Annotated in this window: 21 protein-coding genes; 10 read left to right on the top strand and 11 right to left on the bottom strand. The window is 65.7% G+C overall.

Annotated features, from left to right (window positions below; all coding sequences use genetic code 11):
• Positions 1-58: 58 nt before the first annotated feature.
• Positions 59-1,225 (bottom strand): MFS transporter, encoded by a 1,167-nt coding sequence (locus AC1RUR_RS20560; RefSeq protein ID WP_492847253.1) that lies wholly within the window; start codon positions 1,223-1,225, stop codon positions 59-61.
• A gap of 52 nt (positions 1,226-1,277) precedes the next feature.
• On the bottom strand, positions 1,278-2,525 hold the full coding sequence (locus tag AC1RUR_RS20555; RefSeq protein ID WP_492847251.1) for an MFS transporter: 1,248 nt from the start codon (positions 2,523-2,525) through the stop codon (positions 1,278-1,280).
• A 440-nt stretch (positions 2,526-2,965) separates the two neighbouring features.
• Between AC1RUR_RS20555 and AC1RUR_RS20550 the strand changes: the two genes are divergently transcribed.
• Both AC1RUR_RS20550 and AC1RUR_RS20545 read left to right on the top strand, forming a co-directional pair.
• Positions 2,966-4,117, top strand: coding sequence for a zinc-binding dehydrogenase (locus AC1RUR_RS20550; RefSeq protein WP_492847249.1), 1,152 nt, complete (start codon positions 2,966-2,968; stop codon positions 4,115-4,117).
• 102 nt (positions 4,118-4,219) lie between these two features.
• Complete coding sequence (locus tag AC1RUR_RS20545; protein WP_492847247.1) at positions 4,220-4,642, top strand: VOC family protein; 423 nt, start codon at positions 4,220-4,222, stop codon at positions 4,640-4,642.
• 1 nt (position 4,643) lies between these two features.
• Here AC1RUR_RS20545 and AC1RUR_RS20540 read toward each other — a convergent pair whose 3' ends face one another.
• Both AC1RUR_RS20540 and AC1RUR_RS20535 read right to left on the bottom strand, forming a co-directional pair.
• Complete coding sequence (locus tag AC1RUR_RS20540; RefSeq protein ID WP_492847245.1) at positions 4,644-4,997, bottom strand: cupin domain-containing protein; 354 nt, start codon at positions 4,995-4,997, stop codon at positions 4,644-4,646.
• A gap of 71 nt (positions 4,998-5,068) precedes the next feature.
• Positions 5,069-5,569, bottom strand: coding sequence for a hypothetical protein (locus AC1RUR_RS20535; RefSeq protein WP_492847243.1), 501 nt, complete (start codon positions 5,567-5,569; stop codon positions 5,069-5,071).
• Here AC1RUR_RS20535 and AC1RUR_RS20530 point away from each other — a divergent pair.
• Both AC1RUR_RS20530 and AC1RUR_RS20525 read left to right on the top strand, forming a co-directional pair.
• A complete protein-coding gene (locus tag AC1RUR_RS20530) occupies positions 5,568-5,900 on the top strand; it encodes a hypothetical protein (RefSeq protein ID WP_492847241.1) in 333 nt (110 codons plus the stop codon). The two genes, AC1RUR_RS20535 and AC1RUR_RS20530, sit on opposite strands and share 2 nt — an antisense overlap.
• Positions 5,897-7,831 (top strand): DEAD/DEAH box helicase, encoded by a 1,935-nt coding sequence (locus AC1RUR_RS20525; RefSeq protein WP_492847410.1) that lies wholly within the window; start codon positions 5,897-5,899, stop codon positions 7,829-7,831. The genes AC1RUR_RS20530 and AC1RUR_RS20525 overlap by 4 nt, the downstream gene beginning before the upstream one ends.
• Before the next feature lie 69 nt (positions 7,832-7,900).
• Here AC1RUR_RS20525 and AC1RUR_RS20520 read toward each other — a convergent pair whose 3' ends face one another.
• Complete coding sequence (locus tag AC1RUR_RS20520; RefSeq protein WP_492847238.1) at positions 7,901-8,206, bottom strand: hypothetical protein; 306 nt, start codon at positions 8,204-8,206, stop codon at positions 7,901-7,903.
• A gap of 125 nt (positions 8,207-8,331) precedes the next feature.
• Positions 8,332-8,838 (bottom strand): GNAT family N-acetyltransferase, encoded by a 507-nt coding sequence (locus tag AC1RUR_RS20515; RefSeq protein WP_492847409.1) that lies wholly within the window; start codon positions 8,836-8,838, stop codon positions 8,332-8,334.
• A 146-nt stretch (positions 8,839-8,984) separates the two neighbouring features.
• Here AC1RUR_RS20515 and AC1RUR_RS20510 point away from each other — a divergent pair, with 146 nt between their 5' ends.
• Entirely contained in the window at positions 8,985-9,374 is a 390-nt protein-coding gene (locus AC1RUR_RS20510; protein ID WP_492847236.1) for a COG4315 family predicted lipoprotein, read from the top strand.
• Positions 9,375-9,546: 172 nt separating this feature from the next.
• Here AC1RUR_RS20510 and AC1RUR_RS20505 read toward each other — a convergent pair whose 3' ends face one another.
• Entirely contained in the window at positions 9,547-10,101 is a 555-nt protein-coding gene (locus AC1RUR_RS20505) for a PAS domain-containing protein (RefSeq protein ID WP_492847234.1), read from the bottom strand.
• A 575-nt stretch (positions 10,102-10,676) separates the two neighbouring features.
• Between AC1RUR_RS20505 and AC1RUR_RS20500 the strand changes: the two genes are divergently transcribed.
• Positions 10,677-11,498, top strand: a complete 822-nt coding sequence (locus AC1RUR_RS20500) for a rhomboid family intramembrane serine protease (RefSeq protein WP_492847232.1) — start codon at positions 10,677-10,679, stop codon at positions 11,496-11,498.
• 190 nt (positions 11,499-11,688) lie between these two features.
• Positions 11,689-12,117, top strand: coding sequence for a CBS domain-containing protein (locus AC1RUR_RS20495; RefSeq protein ID WP_492847230.1), 429 nt, complete (start codon positions 11,689-11,691; stop codon positions 12,115-12,117).
• A 6-nt stretch (positions 12,118-12,123) separates the two neighbouring features.
• Here the strand turns inward: AC1RUR_RS20495 and AC1RUR_RS20490 are convergent, their stop codons facing one another.
• Positions 12,124-13,155 carry a patatin-like phospholipase family protein gene (locus AC1RUR_RS20490; RefSeq protein ID WP_492847228.1) on the bottom strand — a complete coding sequence of 344 codons (1,032 nt, stop codon included), beginning with the start codon at positions 13,153-13,155 and terminating at the stop codon, positions 12,124-12,126.
• Between the two features lie 250 nt (positions 13,156-13,405).
• Between AC1RUR_RS20490 and AC1RUR_RS20485 the strand changes: the two genes are divergently transcribed.
• Positions 13,406-14,479 carry an RgsD C-terminal domain-containing protein gene (locus tag AC1RUR_RS20485; protein WP_492847226.1) on the top strand — a complete coding sequence of 358 codons (1,074 nt, stop codon included), beginning with the start codon at positions 13,406-13,408 and terminating at the stop codon, positions 14,477-14,479.
• A 170-nt stretch (positions 14,480-14,649) separates the two neighbouring features.
• Here the strand turns inward: AC1RUR_RS20485 and AC1RUR_RS20480 are convergent, their stop codons facing one another.
• A complete protein-coding gene (locus AC1RUR_RS20480; protein ID WP_492847224.1) occupies positions 14,650-15,543 on the bottom strand; it encodes a LysR family transcriptional regulator in 894 nt (297 codons plus the stop codon).
• Between the two features lie 101 nt (positions 15,544-15,644).
• Here AC1RUR_RS20480 and AC1RUR_RS20475 point away from each other — a divergent pair, with 101 nt between their 5' ends.
• Both AC1RUR_RS20475 and AC1RUR_RS20470 read left to right on the top strand, forming a co-directional pair.
• Positions 15,645-16,628 carry an aldo/keto reductase gene (locus AC1RUR_RS20475; protein WP_492847222.1) on the top strand — a complete coding sequence of 328 codons (984 nt, stop codon included), beginning with the start codon at positions 15,645-15,647 and terminating at the stop codon, positions 16,626-16,628.
• Positions 16,629-16,888: 260 nt separating this feature from the next.
• Positions 16,889-17,128: a hypothetical protein gene (locus AC1RUR_RS20470; RefSeq protein ID WP_492847220.1), complete on the top strand. Its 240-nt coding sequence runs from the start codon at positions 16,889-16,891 to the stop codon at positions 17,126-17,128.
• A 40-nt stretch (positions 17,129-17,168) separates the two neighbouring features.
• Here AC1RUR_RS20470 and AC1RUR_RS20465 read toward each other — a convergent pair whose 3' ends face one another.
• Complete coding sequence (locus tag AC1RUR_RS20465; protein WP_492847408.1) at positions 17,169-18,038, bottom strand: tripartite tricarboxylate transporter substrate-binding protein; 870 nt, start codon at positions 18,036-18,038, stop codon at positions 17,169-17,171.
• A 101-nt stretch (positions 18,039-18,139) separates the two neighbouring features.
• Positions 18,140-19,003, bottom strand: coding sequence for a PhzF family phenazine biosynthesis protein (locus tag AC1RUR_RS20460; RefSeq protein ID WP_492847217.1), 864 nt, complete (start codon positions 19,001-19,003; stop codon positions 18,140-18,142).
• Positions 19,004-19,011 lie beyond the last annotated feature (8 nt).

Genomic DNA, 19,011 nt, shown 5'->3' with positions numbered 1-19,011 from the left:
CGACCCCCCGCCTGGCGGAGTCCGGGACGACCCTAAGGTGCATAGGGTTAATGCCGCGTTAGGATGCGGCGCGTCGATAACGGACGGAAACAATGCGCTCGAAAAGCCACATCAAGGGCGGGCAGGCGAGCACGGTCAGGGCACCGAGGTCGAGCGCGACCGCGGCGGTTCCGGCCGATTTGGCAAGCCGCCCGGCGACCGCCGGACCCAGCATCATCGCGGCATAGAAGAGCGTGTAGAACACGCCCATCCCGATCGCCCTGGTTTCCGGCGCGAGCACACGGGCGGCCAGGCTCATGATCGGCCCGGCCGGATGGCCGCCGATCAGGCCGATCAGGACGAGGACGGTGATGATGGCGTCCGTTCGCGGCAGCCAGGCCAGCAGGAGGGCGACCGCGAGGCTGGCAGCGATCGCCAACATGAAGGGCCGCTTGAAGCGGTCAGCGAGATAGCCGCCCGCCGGCACCGAGATCACCGACAGCCACATCACGACGCTGATCGCCGAGCCTGCCGCTGCGATGCTCCAGCCGCGCTCGACCAGCAGCGTGGGGCCGAACGAGAAGATCATGGCGAAGCCGACATTATAGAGGCCCCAGATCGCGCCGGCGACGATCACCGCCATCAGCGCGAACGGATCGAGCCGGCCGGAGCCGGCAGCGCTCGCTGTCGCGCCCGGTGGCGGCCGGTAGAGCATGATCAGCAGAATGCCGACTGCCGTCAGTGCGCCTGCGGCCAGGAATACGGCGCCCGCGCCATAGGCGGTGCCGATCGCCGGCAGCACCAGCAGCGAGATCGCGACGCCGGCCGGCCAGGAATTGACGAAGATCGCCATCGCGGTCGCGATCTCCTTACCCGCGAACCAGTCGGTGCCCATCTTGGTGAGCTGCACCGTCAGCAGCACGCCGCCGGCGCCGGAGGCGAGCCGGCCCGCCATCTGCCAGCCCCAGATGTCGGCGGTGGCCATGACGAGGCTGCCGGCCGTCATCAGCAACAGCGCGGCGATCGTCGTCGGCTTGTCGCCGAGGGCCCGGCCGATCGCGCCGCCCGGCAGCGCCAGCACGACGCCCGGTGTGAAATAGAGCCCGATCAGGATGCCGATATCGGCGAGCCCGACGCCAAAGCTCTGTTGCAGCAGCGGCGCCACCGCGGCCACGCTCTGGAACTGGAACGCGATGGTGAGGCGCACGACGAACAGGATCGCAAGAATGCCCCAGCGATTGTGCAACGCCCCATCTCCCCAAATCCTGCGCCGAGCGTGCGGTGGGGAGAGGCCGGAGTCAACCGGCCGCCTTCCTCGCCGCGCGCTGATAGAGAAGACACAACAGCCCCAGCAGCACGGCAGCCGACAACCCGAGCGACCAGTGAATGCCGATCGCCGCGCCGAACACGCCGACCGTGATGCCGCTGAAGGCGCGCATGCCGAGGCCCGCCATGTTGTAGAGCCCGACGACCCGTCCGCGGATGTCGTGCGGCGCGTTCAGCTGCACCAGCGCCTGCGCCATGGTGTTGAACGACAGCTCGAAGAAGCCCGCAAAGAACAGCAGCACGATCGCGACCGGATAGATATGCACCGCGGCGAAGCCGAGCAGTGCCACGCTCCAGAGCATCGCAAGCGTGATCGCGGTGCGCGGCGTGCCCTTCAGCCGGCCCCAGGATTCCAGCGCGATGCCGGCAAGCAGCGCACCGGCGGCGTCGGCCGCGAGCAGCACGCTGTAGGACACGCCGGGATCGCCATGGCCGAGATCGCCGGCAAAGCCAGGCATCTGGGCGTGGTAGGCGTTGCCGATCATGAAGGAGGTGAGGCCGGCGAGCCACGTCATCGCGGTGAGCACCGGCTGGGTGCCGATGGCGCGGATGGTCAGCAGAATGTCGGCAAAGCCGCGCACGGCGAAGCGCCGCACGGCAATGCTCTTGTCGCGCACCGGCGCCCAGAACAGCCAGAGCAGCATCGGCAGGTAGAACAGCGTGTTGAAGATGATGCCGTGCGAGGTGCCGAGCGTCAGCATGATGATGCCGCCGACCGCAGGCCCGACCAGGATGCCGAGATAGCGCGCCATCGCGTTGAGCCGCACCGCGCTCGGAAGATCGGCGGGGCCGACGAGGTCGTAGAGCAGCAGCTGGTTCGGAGTCTGCCACAAGACGCCCGCGCAGCCGTGGATCACCAGCAGCAGCATCGCGTGCCACATCTGGATCGTGTCGGTGATGAAGAAGAAGCCCCATCCGGCGGAGGCCACGATGAACAGCAGCATGCCGCATTGGATGATGCGGCGCGGATCGAACCGGTCGGCAAGCCCGCCCACCGCAACCGAGAACAGCAGGAACGGCAGCCAGTGCGACAGCACGGCAAAACCACCCAGCGTCGGCGAATGGAATTTCTGGAACACCACCCAATAGCTGATCACATGCTCGATATTGTCGGCCATCATCGCCAACACGTAGGCGATGAACTGGAGTCGGTACGGCACGGACTTCATCGCCGCGAACGAGCCTGAGGCGGCGACGGGATTTTGGGGAAGGGGGGTCAAGGGGCACCTGGGTGGGGACTTCATCCGTCCGTACACGCTGGCTGGTGAAGGCTCAAGACACTTGGGTGTGCTTGAGCACCAGCCATGCACTGCCGCCACAACCACCGCCGTCATCCCCGCGCAACCGCGAAGCGGTTGTCGCTGGAGGTGCGAGCAAAGCGAGCCTCGAAGGATGAGCCGCAGGCGCCCTCGGCCCATCCTTCGAGGCTCCCCTCGCGATGCTGACGCATCGCAGGGCTCGCACCTCAGGATGACGGTTGAGCTTGTGGCGGCGTCGTAGCCCGGATGGAGCGAAGCGCAATCCGGGACCACTGTCCCCGCATTGCGCTGCGCTCCATGCGGGCTACGAGACTGTCCGCTTGGCACGACCGCGCATCTCACATACGCTTCGCCTCAGCCCGCACCATCAATCATAACAGACGGGCAGCGAGGACACATCGATGGACCAGATCCGCGTCTGCACCCACGCCGGGCCGGGCTCGGAGCCCGTCATCCGCACCGTGCCGTGGCCGAAGGTCGGCCGCAAGGCGGCGCTGATCAAGGTCGGCGCCTGCGGGGTCTGCGGCACTGATCTGCACATCCTGAAGGGCCACTGGCCGAAGCCGCTGCCCTGGCCGTTCACGCTCGGCCACGAGCTCGGCGGCGTCATCGTCGAATGCGGCGATGAATTCACCGAGGACTTCATGAGCAAGCCGCTGAAGGTCGGCTCCAAAGTAATGATCCCGCCGCTGATGCCGTGCGGGCGTTGCTATTACTGCATCCATTATCCGCAAGTAGCGAACAAATGCCTGACGCCGGTCTATTACGGCCGCTATCTCGGCTTCGACAAGGCGCCGCACATGTGGGGCGGCTGGGCCGAATATGTCTATGTCGATCTCGACATGCTGCCGGGCACCAAGATCTACAAGCTGCCCGACGACATGTCGCTGCGGCTCGGCGCGCTGTCGGAGCCGCTGACCTCCTGCATCCGCGCCTTCAACCGCGCCAGCCGCGCCGGCGGTTTTTCCTGGGGCGATACGGTGGTGATCCAGGGCTCGGGCCCGATCGGCATTCTCGCGGTCGCAGCCGCAAAGGAGATGGGAGCCGGGCGCGTCGTCTGCGTCGGCGCGCCGGAGGAGCCGCGGCTCAAGCTCGCGCGCGAATTCGGCGCGGAGGCGACGGTCGACATCGAGGAGCTGAAATCGCCGCAAGAGCGCATCGCGCGCGTGCGCGAGATCGTCGGCGGTTTTGGCGCCGATCTCGTGATGGACTGCTCGGGGCATCCGACCGCCGGGCCTGAGGGCATCGAGATGCTGCGCGACGGCGGCACCTATGTCGAGATGGGCCAGTTCACCGACGCCGGTTCGATCGACACGTCCTGGCACCGCATCTGCACCAAGGACCTCAACGTGCTGGGATCCTGGGGCTTCACCGGCAACGATCTGCCGCTCGGTGTCGACATGCTCTATCGCACGCGTGACAAATATCCCTGGCTGAAGATGCAGACGATCTACCCGTTCACGGAAGCGGGCGTCGCGCAGGCGGTGAGGGATGCGATGGCGATGAAGACGGTGAAGTCGACGATCGTGCCGTGGCCGGAACTGGTGGAGTGAGACCGTAGCCCGGATGGAGCGCAGCGCAATCCCGGGCCGCCGGTCCCGCATTCCGCTTCGCTCCATGCGGGCTACGAGCTGGAGTTTGGAATGAAGGACGAGATGACAAACGAACAAGGAACCGAACCGAACCGGAATTCTCCCTTCAGCGCCATCCGCGCGATCGACTACACCGTCATCTTCGTGCGCGACATGACCGCGATGCGCCGCTTCTACGAGGACGTTCTGGCCTTTCCGCTGCTGCGCGAGCTTTCGCCGAACTGGATCGAGTACGGCCTGGGCGGCAACACGCTGGCCCTGGCAAGACCGAGCCGCACCGCGGCGGATGCGCCGACGCCTGCGGGCAGCGCCTCGCTGCAATTGGCCTTCAAGGTGTCCGCGGCCGAGGTCGACCAGTGTGCCGACGAGCTGCTTCGGCAGGGTGTTGAACTGCTGTCGCCGCCGACGAACCAGTCCTTTGGACATCGGACGCTGTTCTTCCGCGACCCCGACGGCAATCTCTTGGAGGTTTACGCGGAGATCTGATCTATGCCAGCTTGCGCGCCGCGGCGGTGGCCTTGTCGCCGGTGTTCGGCGTGCCGGTCGGCTCGATCAGCATGAGGTGAACCTCTTCGCGCGCCACCGGGCGATGCTCGACTCCTTTGGGTACGACATAGAGTTCGCCCGGACCGAGCGTTACGGTGCGATCCCGCAACTCGATATCCAGATGGCCCTTCAGGACCAGAAAGAAATCGTCGGTGTCGTCATGCTTGTGCCAGGTGAACTCGCCCTTCACCTTCACCACCATCACGTCGCAATCGTTGAAGGTCGTGATCGTGCGCGGCGACCAGAAATCCTGAAAGCTCGCCAGCTTGTCGGCAAGCGAAATGCTGTCGGTCATGTTTCCCCCAAATCTGTCTCGTAAGGCACGATTTGGGATCGAATGGCCGACGCGACAAGACTTGCATTCAATCAATCGCTCTCCTTCACCACCATTGCACCCACGACCTTGCTGCCCTCCAGCTCCCGCACGATCCGCTCGTCCGGTTGCACGATGCCAAGATCGAACTCTCGCTCCGGCGTGACGAGGACCACGCGCTGGCCGACGATCACGACCACCGTCATGTCGCTGATCTCGCCTTCGACGGCCCAGGCGCGGATGTCGTCGGCGTAGGGCTGCTTGCGCCAGGCGTCGGGAAAGCCCGGGTCGCATCGGACTTCGATGCCGTCCTCCGAGGTGGTCAGGACCAGCTTCGACCGGCTCGGCTTCCAGCACTCGTCGAGGAGATCATTGACGAGCCACAGGCAGGCGAAGTCCTCGCATTCGGCTGGCCGCTCGGCGTAGACCCTGCAGCCGCGGCCGGGTTTGCAATGCCGGCACCAGCTGCCGGCCGGCTTGGCCAAGGCCTCGATGGCCATCACCTTGCAGCAGAGCGTGCAGTCGCCGCAGGTGCGTTTGACGGAAGAGGTCATGCGCGCAGTCCAGGCACGTCCAGTCGCGCATAATTTAAGCGAGGTGGCCGCGAAAATCTGCCGCTTCGGTTCAAAATTTCGCTATATGCAGCAAAACGGCCCGAAAACGCTGGATGTAGTGGGTCGGGCGGCCGGTAAGCTTATTCTCGATGGCGCCAAAGCCATGCGTCATAGGCATGGTGATTTGCCCGCGCTTGGCGTAAAGAGCGTGCAAATCAAATCACCACGCGTGCGGCCGGACCATTTGCCGCCTACGCAGCTTCAGGTCGCGCGGCTCGACGTTCCGCGCCTGGACCAACCAAGGTTTATCCCGTGTCATTCCCGACCATGAGTCCGCCGCTCGCCCGAGCTTTGGCCGAGCGCAACTACGATCGTCCGACCCCCGTCCAGCTCGCCGTGCTCACGGAGGAGGCCGCGGACCGCGACCTCCTGGTTTCGGCCCAGACCGGCTCCGGCAAGACCCTGGCCTATGGCCTCGCCATGGCCAAGGAGCTGCTTGGTGACGCCGAGCGATTTGAACGCGCAGGCGCACCGCTCGCCCTGATCGTGGCGCCGACCCGTGAGCTCGCCTTGCAGGTTCAGCGCGAACTGGCCTGGATTTACCAGTACGCGGACGCGCGCGTGGTCTCCTGCGTCGGCGGCATGGATCCGCGGCGCGAGCAGCGCGAGCTTGCGGCCGGCGCTCACGTCGTCGTCGGCACGCCCGGCCGGTTGTGCGATCATTTGCGCCGCGGCCGTCTCGACATTTCGGAATTGAAGGTGGTCGTCCTCGACGAGGCCGACGAGATGCTCAATCTCGGCTTTCGCGAGGACATGGAATTCATCCTCAAGACCACGCCGGAGACGCGCCGCACGTTGCTGTTCTCGGCGACGTTCCCGCGCGGCATCGTGGCGCTGGCCAAGCAATATCAGCAGCAGGCGTTCCGGATCGAGGTCGCCGGCGATGAAGGCGGTCACGCCGACATCGAGTACCGCGCCATCCGGGTCGCCGCCGGTGACGTCGAACATGCGGTCGTCAACGTGCTGCGCTTCTACGAGGCGCCAAGCGCGCTGGTGTTCTGCAGCACGCGCGATAACGTCAGGCATTTGCAGGCGGCGCTGCTGGAGCGCGGCTTCTCCGTGGTCGCTTTGTCAGGCGAATTGACGCAGAACGAGCGAACCACGGCACTCCAGTCGCTCCGGGACGGACGCGCGCGCGTTTGCGTCGCGACCGACGTCGCCGCCCGCGGCATCGACCTGCCGAGCCTCGATCTCGTCATCCATGCCGACCTGCCCAACGACGCCGAGGTCATGCAGCATCGCTCGGGCCGTACCGGACGTGCGGGCCGAAAGGGCACGAGCGTCCTGCTGGTGGTGCCGGCACGCCGGCGGCGCGCGGAGCTGCTGCTCAATCTCTCAGGGATCGATGCGGTCTGGGGGACTGCGCCTCAGGCGGACGAGATCCGCAAGCTCGATCACGAGCGCATGAAGGACGTGCTGTTCACCGAAGAGACCACGCCCGACGATCTGGCGCTGGCGCAGGCGCTGCTCGCCGAGCGGTCCGCCGAGGACATCGCCGCAGCGCTGGCACGGCTTTATCGCGCGCGGCTGCCGTCGCCCGAGGACATCATCGATCCCGGCGAGCGGGCTGGCCGGCCGCGCGATGATCGTGGTCGCGACAAATTGCAGGACAGGGGCGGAGAGGATCGTCCCGAAAGGCCTCGGCCCAAATCGGGAAAATCGTCGTCGAAGCACGGCATGGCGGATGGCAGCGTCTGGTTCCGCGCCAACATCGGACGACGAAAGAATGCGGAAGCGCGCTGGCTGTTGCCGATGATCTGCCGTCGCGGCGGCATCGACAAGGGCGACATCGGCGCCATCAGGATCATGGACACGACGACCGAGTTCGAAATCTCCGAGCGGGTCGCGGACGCCTTCGCAGCCAAGATCAAGCGTCCGGACAAGGAAGACAATATCCGCCTCGAACCGATGGCGGATGCACCGCAGCGGCAAGCGCCTTCGGAAGAGCGGTCGCCTGCGCCCAGGCGCGAGAGGGACGAGGGCGGTCATCGTGAACGTCGCGACGATCGGCCGCGCGAGGCCCGTGAATTCAAGCCGCGGGACAAGGGGCACGGCGAACGCAAGCCGAAGTTCGACGATGCGCCTCCGTTCGGAAAGAAGAAGCACAAGAACAAGCAGGCCCGCGCGGAGCCGTCGGTCACGCCGTGGCCCATAACGGGCGCGCCGGGAAAGAAGCCGAAGAAGAAAAAGCACCGCGGCTGAACTGGTCAGGAAGGACGGCGATGCTGCCGCCGGATTGCACCGGCGGCATCATCGTATCGTCGGGTGGGCTCAGCGGCCACCGCCGCCACCACCACCTCCGCCTCCGCCTCCGCCGCCACCACCGCCGCCGGCATCACGCATGGCCGAGCTGTAGCGGGGATCGGTCTGCTTCATGTAGGTGGGGGAAGTGTCGAGAGGGATGACGCTGGTGCGGGTTCGGCCCACGTTCGGTGTCTCGACCACGATGCCACAGCCTTCGAAGAAGGCGGAATCGCAGCCATAGGTCCGATACGGCGCCGCGTTGGCACTGGTCGCGGTGAACGCGGTCGTCGCAACGAAGGCAATCAAGGCAACTTTCGACAATGTGAGTTTCATGGAAATTCTCCAGTCTCGGTTCGGCGAGACCGGAACGGCCCGCACGTACCTTCGACGGGGGCTGATTGAAGCCGGTTCGAGGGGGCGGCTTCACGCCCGCGTGAGCCGCGGGTGGGGGCGGGACGTTACGTCGCAGCGAGGTCGCGCAGCATATAGGTCGCGTTGTCGCCATAGGATGCGAGCTTCACGCGCAATCGCGCATCCGCCGTGACGGGCCGGAAGCCGAGACGTTCCCACAGCGGCCGCGTGGCGTAGACCGAGACCAGCGCGAGCGTTGTGATGTGCGAAGCACGTGCCAGTGCCTCGATCGTCGAAACATAGTCGCGCGCCACGCCGCCGCGAAAGTCGGGCAGCACGGCGACATCGTGCACGTAAAGGCAGTCCGCATCATCGTGCAATCGTTCGAGAAACGCATCGAGCGGTGGAATCCGGTATTGCTTCCACGGGTGCGCGAGCCCGTAGCCGGCGATCTCATCGCCCGCGGCAAGCACGAGACAGCCGTCAGGATAGAGCCGCATTTTCTCCGCGAACACGTCGGGGCGTTCCGGCAGATCGGGATGGATGCGCGCTGCGATCGCGCCGATCGCGGGCAGATCGGAGGCGCGCGCGGGACGCCAGTGCGGCTTGCTCATGTCGATCCGTCGTTCCGTCTCACGCATTCCAGTTTATTCCGGCGCAAGGATGCGTGCAGCGAAAAATTTGTTTGCCGCGCTCGGAGGAATACGACGGCTCGCGCGGCGTCCTACACATGCAAGCCAATTGCATGACAGGAGAGACCATGACGACATCCCCGATCCGCCTCGCGCTCACGCTCGCCGTGTCGCTCGCCATCATTCCCGCCGCGTTCGCCGCGCCGCCGACCAAGGCCGGCAAGACCGACAAGGGCAACGTGCTCACCGATGCCAAGGGCATGACGCTCTACACGTTCGACAAGGATGCGGAGGGCAAGTCGGCCTGCAACGGTCCCTGCGCGACGAACTGGCCGGTGCTGAAGGCCGAGGCCAGCGATGCCGCCGGCGACGGCTACACCATCATCACGCGCGACGACGGCTCCAGGCAATGGGCCTACAAGGGCAAGCCGCTCTACACTTTCGCCAAGGACACCAAGCCCGGCGACGTCACCGGCGACGGTTTTCTGAACGGTGCCTGGCATCTGGCGATGCCGTGAGCGCGGCTGCATTGTACGAATGATGGCTCGTGCCCCGGACGCAGCGCAGCACTTCTTCAGTGATGCGCTGCAGAGCCGGGGCCCATGTCGCGGCGTCGTACTGTGTCGCCTTCTGTTGGGTCCCGGCTCTGCGCAGCAGCGTTGCACGCTGCAGCGCGTCCGGGACACGAGACTATCTGAGCCCCTCATAGACCATCAGTCCGCGTGCGATCTGCAATTTGCGGATCGCGCGTGGCAGCAGTTTTTCCGGCTGGTGCAGGTAGCGCCAGGAGGTGAGGGTGAAGGTGCCGAGCGCGCCGCATTCGTCGTCGAACGGCGCGAGCACGCCGGTGACGCTGACGGGCGTATGCGGGCGGGCGTTGAAGGGCAGCAGCAGCAATTCGAGATGCGCCTTGCTGCCGTCCTCGCGCGCGGCGGTGACGCCGGCGATCGCCCCCAACGTCTCGTCGGCGACCACAGTCGTGATCTCCTCGATCTCGCCGCGGCTCGCCTCGTTGAACAACGCCGTAAAGCTCTGGTCCTTGAGATCGAGGCCTGCGAGCGCGCAGACGCGGGTGCCGGCGACGCGGAACGGGAAGCCGAGATTTTGTTCGCAGGACAGCACGAAGATGTCGCCGAGCAGTTCGCGGACGGCGGCCGGATCGATGTCGGCCCTGTCGGGGGCCCGCGCAGTGCCGCGCTTCTTGTCCCAATACGCGAAGAACGCGCGGCTCGACGGATGTTTCATGACTGAACGCTAACCCCGGGGCGCAACCTTGCGGGACAGACCTGTCCCGCTTCAGTGCACCCGCGATCCCTGTGTTGTTGTGCAGGACGGGCTTTGCAGCGTCCATGCCGCGAGGGCGTTTTCGGCACCCCCAGGGCTGCCTTTGCGTCGTTAACGTTAAATTAACTATGCGCTTTGCGTGTCCCGCAGCCCTGCTAGGGTGACCGCGGTCGCAAGCTTCGCCGCTTTTCTCCAGGTTCTCGGCGAGGCCTGTACACAGGCGTCAAACAGTTTGGTCACGGGCCGCGGGGAGGGGTGGGGATACTCCTTATTCCTCTCGGCACCGGAAGGCCGACACGGACAGGCAGGGCTTCCCAGGGCCCTGCCTTTTCCTTTTTTCAGGCACTCTCTCCAGTGCCCCGGACGCAGCGCAGCGCTTCTTTAGCGGTGCGCTGCAGAGCCGGGGCTCAGCCGGCCGACAATTGGAATGACCGAGTGTTTACCGCTGCCTTTTCCTTTTGTGCACTTGCGCAGGGCCGGTAAAGGCGACTATCTCCAAGCGGATCGCTCCGATCGCGCCTGAAAGCGAAGCTGCCTTGGATTCCCCGCAAGATTCTCCGCCGCACGGATCTCTGCCCGACGTGCCGGCCGTCACTGAGGAGGCTCCGCGCGAGCCGATCCTGACGCTGCCGTTCGCGCTGACGGCCTATATCGTCCTGCTGGCGCTGATCCATCTGCGGGTGCTGCTGCCGCCGGAGCTGGAGAACTGGACCATCGACGTCTTCGGCTTCATCCCGAAGCGCTACGATTCCTCGCTGCTCAATTTGCAGATCCCGGGCGGGGCGGGCGCCAAGGTCTGGAGCTTCGTCACCTATTCGCTGCTGCACGCCAATCTGACCCATCTCGGCTTCAACGTGCTGTGGCTGCTGCCGTTCGGCAGCGCGCTGGCGCGGCGCTTTGGCGCCGTCAGGTTCTTCCTGTTTCTCGCAGTGACGGCGGCGGCCGGCGCGCTCGCCCATCTCGTCACCCATGAGCACGCGGTGGCGCCGATGATCGGCGCCTCGGCCTCGGTGTCGGGCGCGATGGCGGCCGCGATCCGCTTCGCCTTCGTCCGCGGCAGCTTCCTGTCGTTCAGCCGTTCGGACGCCGATACCGCCGCAAGGGTTCCGGCCCTGCCGCTGTCGCGCGCGCTGCGCGACGGGCGGGTGGTCGGCTTCCTCGCGGTGTGGTTCGGCGTCAACATCATTTTCGGCGTTGGCGCGATCGGGATCGATGCCGAGACCACGAGCGTCGCCTGGCAGGCCCATATCGGCGGCTTCTTCGCCGGCCTGCTGCTGTTCGCGCTGTTCGATCCGGTGCCGCGCGTGCGAAACGATGCTGCGGATGCGTCATCACAGGACGTTTCAGACCGTATTTGAAGCGGCGCTTGCGGCGCGGCCCGAATTCATCCATCATTCGGTGAAGAATGTTCCGAAGCTGCAAGCCGCTAGCGGCGATGCTTCGACAAGCGCCTGAAGCGTGAAACCGGCGCCTAAACTGTTAGTTGAAGACTCGAAGAACAAGTCCGGACCGCCAAAAGGCGGACGGCTCCGATTCAGGGAGGCGACAATGACGGTACGTTCCATTCTCAACACCAAGGGCCACCAGATCATGAGCGTCGAGCCCGACGCCAAGCTGGCCGTCGCGGTCAAGCTGCTCGGCGAGAAGAAGATCGGCGCGGTGCTGGTGATGAACCAGAGCCGGCTCGAAGGCATCCTCTCCGAGCGCGACATCGTGCGCGTGATCGGCGAGCGCGGCGCCGGCGCGCTGGAGGAGCCGGTCTCCCAGGTCATGACCCGCAAGGTCGTGACCTGCAAGGAGACCGACACGGTCGCCGAGCTCATGGAGATGATGACGACAGGCAAGTTCCGCCATCTGCCGGTAACCGACAACGGCAAGGTGGTCGGGCTGATCTCGATCGGCGACATCGTCAAGCGCCGCGTCCAGGAATACGAGTCCGAGCAGGAAGCCCTGCGCGACTACATCAAGACGGCCTGACCGGCATCACTCGCTGGCTTTGGGCGCCGCGCCCTCGGGCGGCGGCGCCAGCACGTGGATCGCCTCCTGGATCGACTCCAGCGCGCGCTCGGCGGCGCGCGTGCCATGCGCGATCAGATCCTCGGAACGGTGGAAGTCGAACCAGCCGAAATGGCCGACCCGCGGCGAGATCAGCAGATCCGGCGGATCGCCGGCGAGGCGGGCGCGGGTGATGCGGTCCTGCATGATGTTGAAGGCATCGACCATCACAGAGGAGATGCCGGGGCGTCCGACGCTGCCGAAGAACTCGCGCTTCATGGTCTTCTCCGCCGAGAACAGCCGCGGGAAGCGCCGCTTGGCGGTCGTGGTCTCCTCGGGCACAGCCTCGACCGGCGCGGGCATCGCGCCGTGCGAATAGATCGTCGTGGAATGGGTGAAGATGTCGCTGGAAAGATTTGCGGCAATGACGATTTCGGCGCCGAGCGCGCGGGCGGCCGAGACCGGCACCGGATTCACCAGCGCGCCGTCGACCAGCCAGCGGTCACCGATCAGGATCGGTGCGAAGATGCCGGGCAGGGCATAGGAGGCGCGCATCGCGTCGACCACGCGGCCGCGCGTCAGCCAGATCTCGTGGCCGGTGCGGACCTCGGTGGCCACGCTGGCGAACTTGATGGGCAGGTCCTCGATCAGGATCTGCCCGATCGCCTCCTCGAGCCGGGTGGCCAGCTTCTCGCCGCCGAGCAGGCCCGAGCCGTTGAGGCGGATGTCGAGATAGCCGAGGATGTTGCGCATGCCTTGCAGGCTGCGGCCCCATTCTTCCAGCGTGTCGAGCCGGCCGGCCGCATGGAGGCCGCCGACCACGGCGCCGATCGAGGTGCCGACCACAACGTCGGGCACGATGCCGTTGGCAATGAGGGTTCTCAGGATTCCGATATGGGCAAAGCCGCGCGCCGCACCGCCGCCGAGTGCGAGGCCGATGACCGGCCGGCGGATGCTGCCGAGGCCGACCTTTTCGCCGTTCGAGCCGTTCGCACTGCGGCCCTTCAAGATGTCCAGCACCAAAACTCTCCTACGCCGGGGCCAGCCCACGTCACCAGACTAGGCACCGCACTCGCGCTCCGCCATATCCGGGGCGAAGCATGGTTTATGCCGCTTTGGAAAGGGCGCTGGGCAGGAGTATGGCGGGGGCGGGTTGCCTCGGGTCTAATCACGCAGGCGTCATCCGGGTTCCATAGAACCGTATCGGGGCCGTATTTCCTGGGGTATCGGAGGCTTGAATTTGCCGCGTTTTCGGTGAAAAGCAGGAGACATGACACGCGGGGGTGACGGCATCATCGGATGGCGGCGCAGCGGCAGGCTGCTGCCGGCGCTGATCCTTGCTGCGTGCTTGGTTACCCTCGGCCAAAGTGCTGCGCAGGCGCAGCTTTTCTCCGATCGTCCGCCGCCGGTCCCGCCCGCCTCGGTGCCCGACCCCGGGGGGGCGATCAATCTGGCGCCTCCTTCCGGCCCGGGCGCGGGACCGCCGAGCCTGCCGCCGACCCTGATGCAGCCGGCGACGCCCAGCATGCCGCCGCCTGCGGTCGCGACCGTGCCGTCGGCTCCGCCGCTCAACGCGGCCGTGCCCGGACAGGGCGTGCTGTCGCTGACCGCCAAATACGGCAAGGACTCCCCCGCGATCACCAGCGGCCTGGTCTGGCGGGTGTTTGCCGACCGTCCTGACGAGAACGGCACCTTCAAGCTGATCCGCGAGGACCGTAACGCCACGCCCAACATCGTGCTGCCGCCCGGCAATTACGTCGTGCACGTCGCCTTTGGCCTGGTCAGCGCGGTGCGCACGGTCAGCCTGAAGGCCGAGACCGACCGCGAATCCTTCGTGCTGCCGGCCGGCGGCCTGCGCATCGAGGGCCGCGTCGGCACCAGCCGCATCCCGCAGAACCAGATCTCGTTCGCGATCTACAAGGGCAGCCAGTTCGAAGCCGGTGAGCGCGCCTCGCTGGTGCCGAACGTCGCCGCCGGCGACGTCGTGCTGATTCCGGAGGGCACCTACTACATCATCTCCAATTATGGCGACGCCAATTCGGTGGTGCGCTCGGACATCCGCGTCCAGGCCGGCAAGCTCACCGACGTCACCATCACCCACCGCGCCGCCGTGATCACCCTCAAGCTGGTCAGCGACAGGGGCGGCGAGGCGCTCGCCAACACCGCCTGGTCGGTGCTGACCCCCGGCGGCGACGTGATCAAGGAATCGATCGGCGCCTTCCCGCGCGTCGTGCTCTCCGAAGGCGAATACCGCGCCATCGCCAAGAACGAGGGCAAGGTCTACGAGCGCGGCTTCAACGTCGTGAACGGCGTCGACGGCGAAGTCGAGGTCGTCGCGCGGTAGCCTCGTGTCCCGGACGCGGTGCGGCATGCAATGCCGCTCCGCAGAGCCGGGACCCATCTCTCACAGAATGATGTGCCGCTCCATGGGCCCCGGCTCGGCAGCGCACCGCTGAAGGAGCGTTGCGCTGCGTCCGGGGCACGAGAGCGCCAATCCCGCTGCGGCTGCGCCCCTCACTTCCGATACCTCAGCGCCTCCACCAGCACGGCAAACGCCGGCGTCGGCTGCCGCCGGCTCGGGTAATAGAGGTGATAGCCGGCAAACGGCGCGCACCAGTCGGCGAGCACGCGGATCAGCTGGCCGTCGGCGATCTCGCGCTTCACGAGATCTTCCGGGACATAGGCAAGACCAAGCCCCGCCAGCACCGCATTCATCCGGAGCAGGCCGGTGTTGAGCACCAGCTGGCCGTCGACGCGCACCTTCATGGCGCGGCCGCGCTTCTCGAACTCCCAGGCATAGATGCCGCCATAGGTCGGCAGGCGAAGGTTGATGCAATTGTGCTCGGTGAGCTCCTGCGGCTGCTTCGGCTTGCCCCGCGCGGCGAAATAGGCGGGCGCGCCGACCACGGCCATGCGCATCTCCGGCCCGATCCGCACCGCGATCATGTCCTTGGCAACCTGCTCGCCGAGCCGTACGCCGGCGTCGTAGCGCTCGGCGACGATGTCGGTCAGGCCGTAGTCGACGACGAGCTCGACCTTGATATCAGGGTAGCGTGGCAACAGCTTGGCGAGCGCCGGCCACAGGATAGTCTGCGCCGAATGTTCGCCGGCGGTGATGCGGACGGTGCCGGCCGGCGTCGCGCGCAGCGCAGTCAGCGCCGACAGCTCCGTGTCGATCTCCGCAAAGCGCGGCCCGATATTGCGCAGCAGCCGCTCGCCGGCCTCCGTCGGCGCGACGCTGCGGGTGGTGCGGGTGAGCAGCCTTAAGCCCAGCCGTTCCTCCAGCGCGCGCACGGTGTGGCTGAGCGCGGATTGCGATACGCCGAGCTGGGCGGCGGCGCGGGTAAAGCTGCGCTCGCGGGCGACCGCGAGGAAGGCGAGGAGGTCGTTGACGTTGCTGCGGGCCATTCATGAATCCGGATCATGAGTACATGCCGCTTTTATCATCTAATCGCAGGCTGGCATGCGGCTTAAATTCGCAGCCGACGTGATTTTGAAGGAGAACGGCGATGCAGACACGCAAACTGGGCAAGAGTGGTCTGGAGGTCTCGGCCCTCGGCCTCGGCTGCATGGGGTTGAGCTACGGTTATGGTCCGGCCACCGAGACGTCACAGGCGATCACACTGATCAGAACCGCCTTCGCGCGTGGCGTGACCTTCTTCGACACCGCCGAGGCCTACGGTCCATTCGCCAATGAGGAGCTGCTGGGCGAAGCGCTGGCGCCGTTCCGCGACAAGGTCGTGATCGCCACCAAGTTCGGCTTCAAGGGCGGCAAGGTCGAAGCCGGCCTCGACAGCACGCCCGCCAACGTCAAGGCGGTGGCGGAGGCCGCCCTGAAGCGGCTCAAGACCGACCGCATCGATCTGTTCTATCAGCACCGTGTCGATCCCGACGTGCCGGTCGAGGACACCGCAGGCGCGGTGAAGGACCTGATCCGCGACGGCAAGGTGCTGCATTTCGGCATGTCGGAGGCGAGCGCGCCAACCATCCGCCGCGCTCACGCGGTCCAGCCCGTGACCGCATTGCAAAGCGAATATTCGCTGTGGTGGCGCGAGCCGGAGCAGGAGATCCTGCCGACGCTGGAAGAGCTCGGCATCGGCTTCGTTCCGTTCAGTCCGCTCGGCAAGGGTTTTCTGACCGGTGCGATCACCGAGAGCACGACGTTCGAGGCGAGCGATTTCCGCAACATCGTACCGCGCTTCTCATCCAGCGCACGCAAATCCAATCAGACACTGGTCGAGCTGCTCGGGCAGATCGCTGCCGCGAAAAAAGTGACGCCGGCGCAGATCGCATTGGCCTGGCTGCTGGCGCAGAAGCCGTGGATCGTGCCGATTCCCGGTACCACCAAGCTGCAGCGGCTCGAGGAAAATCTCGGCGCGGCGGTGGTAACGTTGTCCCAAGCCGATCTCGCGGCCATTGCAGAGGTGCTGGCCAAGGTCGCGGTGCAAGGTGATCGCTATCCCGCTCATCTCCAGGCGCGAGTCGGTCGCTAGAGATTGTCATCAGACGCCCGGTGAGCGTTCGCTTACCGGGCGTTGTCGTCTTGTGTTCCGATTTGCATACCACTGTCAGCGCTATCAAGCTGCGTCGGAAGGCCGGTTAACACCGGGAGCATCAGCTTATTCCGGACGCGCCGCGCCTTCGTCACGGCCGGTGGAAGATACGTATTTCCGATAATCAATTTTATTCTCTTTCCATCCTGCTGGGTTATATGTCGGGCATCCGCCCAATGGGGGAGGCCGGAGCAGGTGGGTTGACCTGCGAGACCGGCGAGGAGCAGGGGGCCAAGCCTGTCGGCATGTTCGAAGTGATCCTTACCAGGCGCAAGCGGTTTGGTTGGCGGTGGCAGGTGTGCGACCAGTCCGGCAAGATATTTGCCGACGGGTTCGAGCGCACGCGGCCGGCCGCCAAATATCATGGCGAGCGCGCATTGTTCTTCCTGCTGTCGCAGGCTCATCTGCGCAACCGCTCCGCGGCGTCCAGCGAGGACTAGAGGCTTCGGCTGCGTGCACTCGTTCTGGGGTCCGGACGGATCAAGGTGCAGCCGGCGCGATACCGGCGCTGCGAAGAACTGGCTGCCATTTTGCCATCTCCGCGGCAATGAAGGCGTCCGTCGCCTCGGGCGTCGTGCCCTTTGCGATGGCAATGCCGAGTTCGTCGAACCGCTTGACCAGGGCCGGGTTGGACAGAGCGGTGTTGGTCATCCCATTCATCGCGGCGATGATCTCGGGCGCGGTGCCCGCTGGCGCAAGGATCGCATTCCACGTGTAGGCTTCGTAGCCGGGCAGCGTTTCAGCTGCGGTTGGCAGATCCGGCAAGGCGGAAAGTCGCTCCTTCGTCGTCACCGCAAGCGCGCGCAATGCGCCGCCCTTGATATGGGAGAGCCCCGTCGCTGCACTATCAATCACCAGATCGATCTGGCCACCCATGAGATCGGTGACGGCCGGCCCGCTGCCGCGGTAGGGGACGTGAACCATGTTGATCTTCGCCAAGCTCGCGAGCAGTTCCGCAGCAAGATGCTGGGCTGAGCCGATGCCGGCCGAGCCGTAGGTCAGGGCTCCCGGTTTGGCGCGCGCAGCCGCTATGAGATCAGCGAGCGAGGTTGCGGGGAAATCCTTCTTGACCAGAACGATCTGCGGGACTGTTCCGATGAGGGCCACACTGCGGAAGTCCTGGACCGGGTCGAAAGGCAGATTGGTGTAGAGCACGGCGTTCACTGCGTGTGCGACGGTCGCGATCAGGAAAGTGTGCCCGTCCTTGGCGCCAGCCGCTCTCGCCGTGCCGACCGTCGTGCCCGCGCCCGTGATGTTCTCGATCAGCACCTGCCTGGGCAATTGTTGGGAAATGGTTTCTGCCAGGATTCGCGCTGCGACATCGGTCGGTCCGCCTGCCGCGTAGGGCACGATCAATCGGATCGGCTTTGTCGGCCAGGACGTCGCGTTGTGTTGCGCGAAGCTCTTGCTGGCCGCCGTCGCGGCAAGAAATGCGAGAAACAAGCGGCGGTTCATAGCGGCATCTCCCCAATCAGCTCGGCGTCGCCGGACAGCCAGCAGCGGTCGCCCTCGCGTTCGATCGTGATCTGCGAGGGCCGTCCCATCGCCTCACCCTGCCGGACGACGACGCGATGCTGCGAAATCAGGCCCAATTCCCAAGCGCTCCATGCCAGCGCCGTTGCGGCGATCCCGGTCGCCGCATCCTCCGGATAACCGGACGAGCGCGGAAACTGTCTGGCGGAGAAGATCGATGCTGTCGCGTCGACCAGTGCGAAAGGGTAGAGCCCTGTCGAGCCAATCTGGTCACACACGCTCGCAACCCGTGAGAAGTCCGGTCGAAGGCCGTGGAGGATCTCGACCGAGCGAAGCGGGACAAGTGTTTTTACGCGGCTGGTTGCGGCGTTCTGGACTGGATAGTCGAACAGGTCGGAGGGCTGCAGTCCGAGAACGTCCAGCACCGCGCCGACATCTTCGACAGTGTTGCACCATCCCTTGGGCTGACTGATGCGTGCCTGCCCGCCGTCGACGCGCGCCTCGACCGGTCCGGAAAGCGTCATGATCGAGACGTCCTTCAGCGCCAGCCGACCAAGTTGATCGAGCAGCCAGATCGCTCCCAGCGTCGCATGCCCGCACATCTCCATTTCGTGGTTCGGGACGAAGAAGCGAAAATGGTAGTCGGAACTGCCCCGTCCGGGCAGAACGAAGGCGCTCTCGTGGCCGTGCGTTGCCGCGATCCGCCGCATCGCTTCGCCATCGAGCCCGCGAGCGTCAACAACGACGGGTGCCGGGTTGCCGCCTCCGGGTCCGTTGCTGAACACGTTGACCAGGAAGGCCCGGTCAGGGTAGCGCCGATCGCGGATGTGCTGGTGTGTCATGCCACCAG

The organism is Bradyrhizobium sp. GW821-FHT12B03 (assembly GCF_058807535.1).
The sequence above is the reverse complement of the archived record's forward strand: the minus strand, read 5'-3'. Positions and strand labels throughout refer to the sequence as shown.

Bases quoted from the DNA above. Each gene is read 5' to 3' on its own strand.
- AC1RUR_RS20550 (WP_492847249.1), top strand. From the start codon at position 2,966: ATGGACCAGATCCGCGTCTGCACCCACGCCGGGCCGGGCTCGGAGCCC.
- AC1RUR_RS20545 (WP_492847247.1), top strand. From the start codon at position 4,220: ATGACAAACGAACAAGGAACCGAACCGAACCGGAATTCTCCCTTCAGC.
- AC1RUR_RS20540 (WP_492847245.1), bottom strand. From the start codon at position 4,997: ATGACCGACAGCATTTCGCTTGCCGACAAGCTGGCGAGCTTTCAGGAT.
- AC1RUR_RS20530 (WP_492847241.1), top strand. From the start codon at position 5,568: ATGCGCGCAGTCCAGGCACGTCCAGTCGCGCATAATTTAAGCGAGGTG.
- AC1RUR_RS20535 (WP_492847243.1), bottom strand. From the start codon at position 5,569: ATGACCTCTTCCGTCAAACGCACCTGCGGCGACTGCACGCTCTGCTGC.
- AC1RUR_RS20525 (WP_492847410.1), top strand. From the start codon at position 5,897: ATGAGTCCGCCGCTCGCCCGAGCTTTGGCCGAGCGCAACTACGATCGT.
- AC1RUR_RS20520 (WP_492847238.1), bottom strand. From the start codon at position 8,206: ATGAAACTCACATTGTCGAAAGTTGCCTTGATTGCCTTCGTTGCGACG.
- AC1RUR_RS20515 (WP_492847409.1), bottom strand. From the start codon at position 8,838: ATGAGCAAGCCGCACTGGCGTCCCGCGCGCGCCTCCGATCTGCCCGCG.
- AC1RUR_RS20510 (WP_492847236.1), top strand. From the start codon at position 8,985: ATGACGACATCCCCGATCCGCCTCGCGCTCACGCTCGCCGTGTCGCTC.
- AC1RUR_RS20505 (WP_492847234.1), bottom strand. From the start codon at position 10,101: ATGAAACATCCGTCGAGCCGCGCGTTCTTCGCGTATTGGGACAAGAAG.
- AC1RUR_RS20495 (WP_492847230.1), top strand. From the start codon at position 11,689: ATGACGGTACGTTCCATTCTCAACACCAAGGGCCACCAGATCATGAGC.
- AC1RUR_RS20485 (WP_492847226.1), top strand. From the start codon at position 13,406: ATGACACGCGGGGGTGACGGCATCATCGGATGGCGGCGCAGCGGCAGG.
- AC1RUR_RS20480 (WP_492847224.1), bottom strand. From the start codon at position 15,543: ATGGCCCGCAGCAACGTCAACGACCTCCTCGCCTTCCTCGCGGTCGCC.
- AC1RUR_RS20475 (WP_492847222.1), top strand. From the start codon at position 15,645: ATGCAGACACGCAAACTGGGCAAGAGTGGTCTGGAGGTCTCGGCCCTC.
- AC1RUR_RS20460 (WP_492847217.1), bottom strand. From the start codon at position 19,003: ATGACACACCAGCACATCCGCGATCGGCGCTACCCTGACCGGGCCTTC.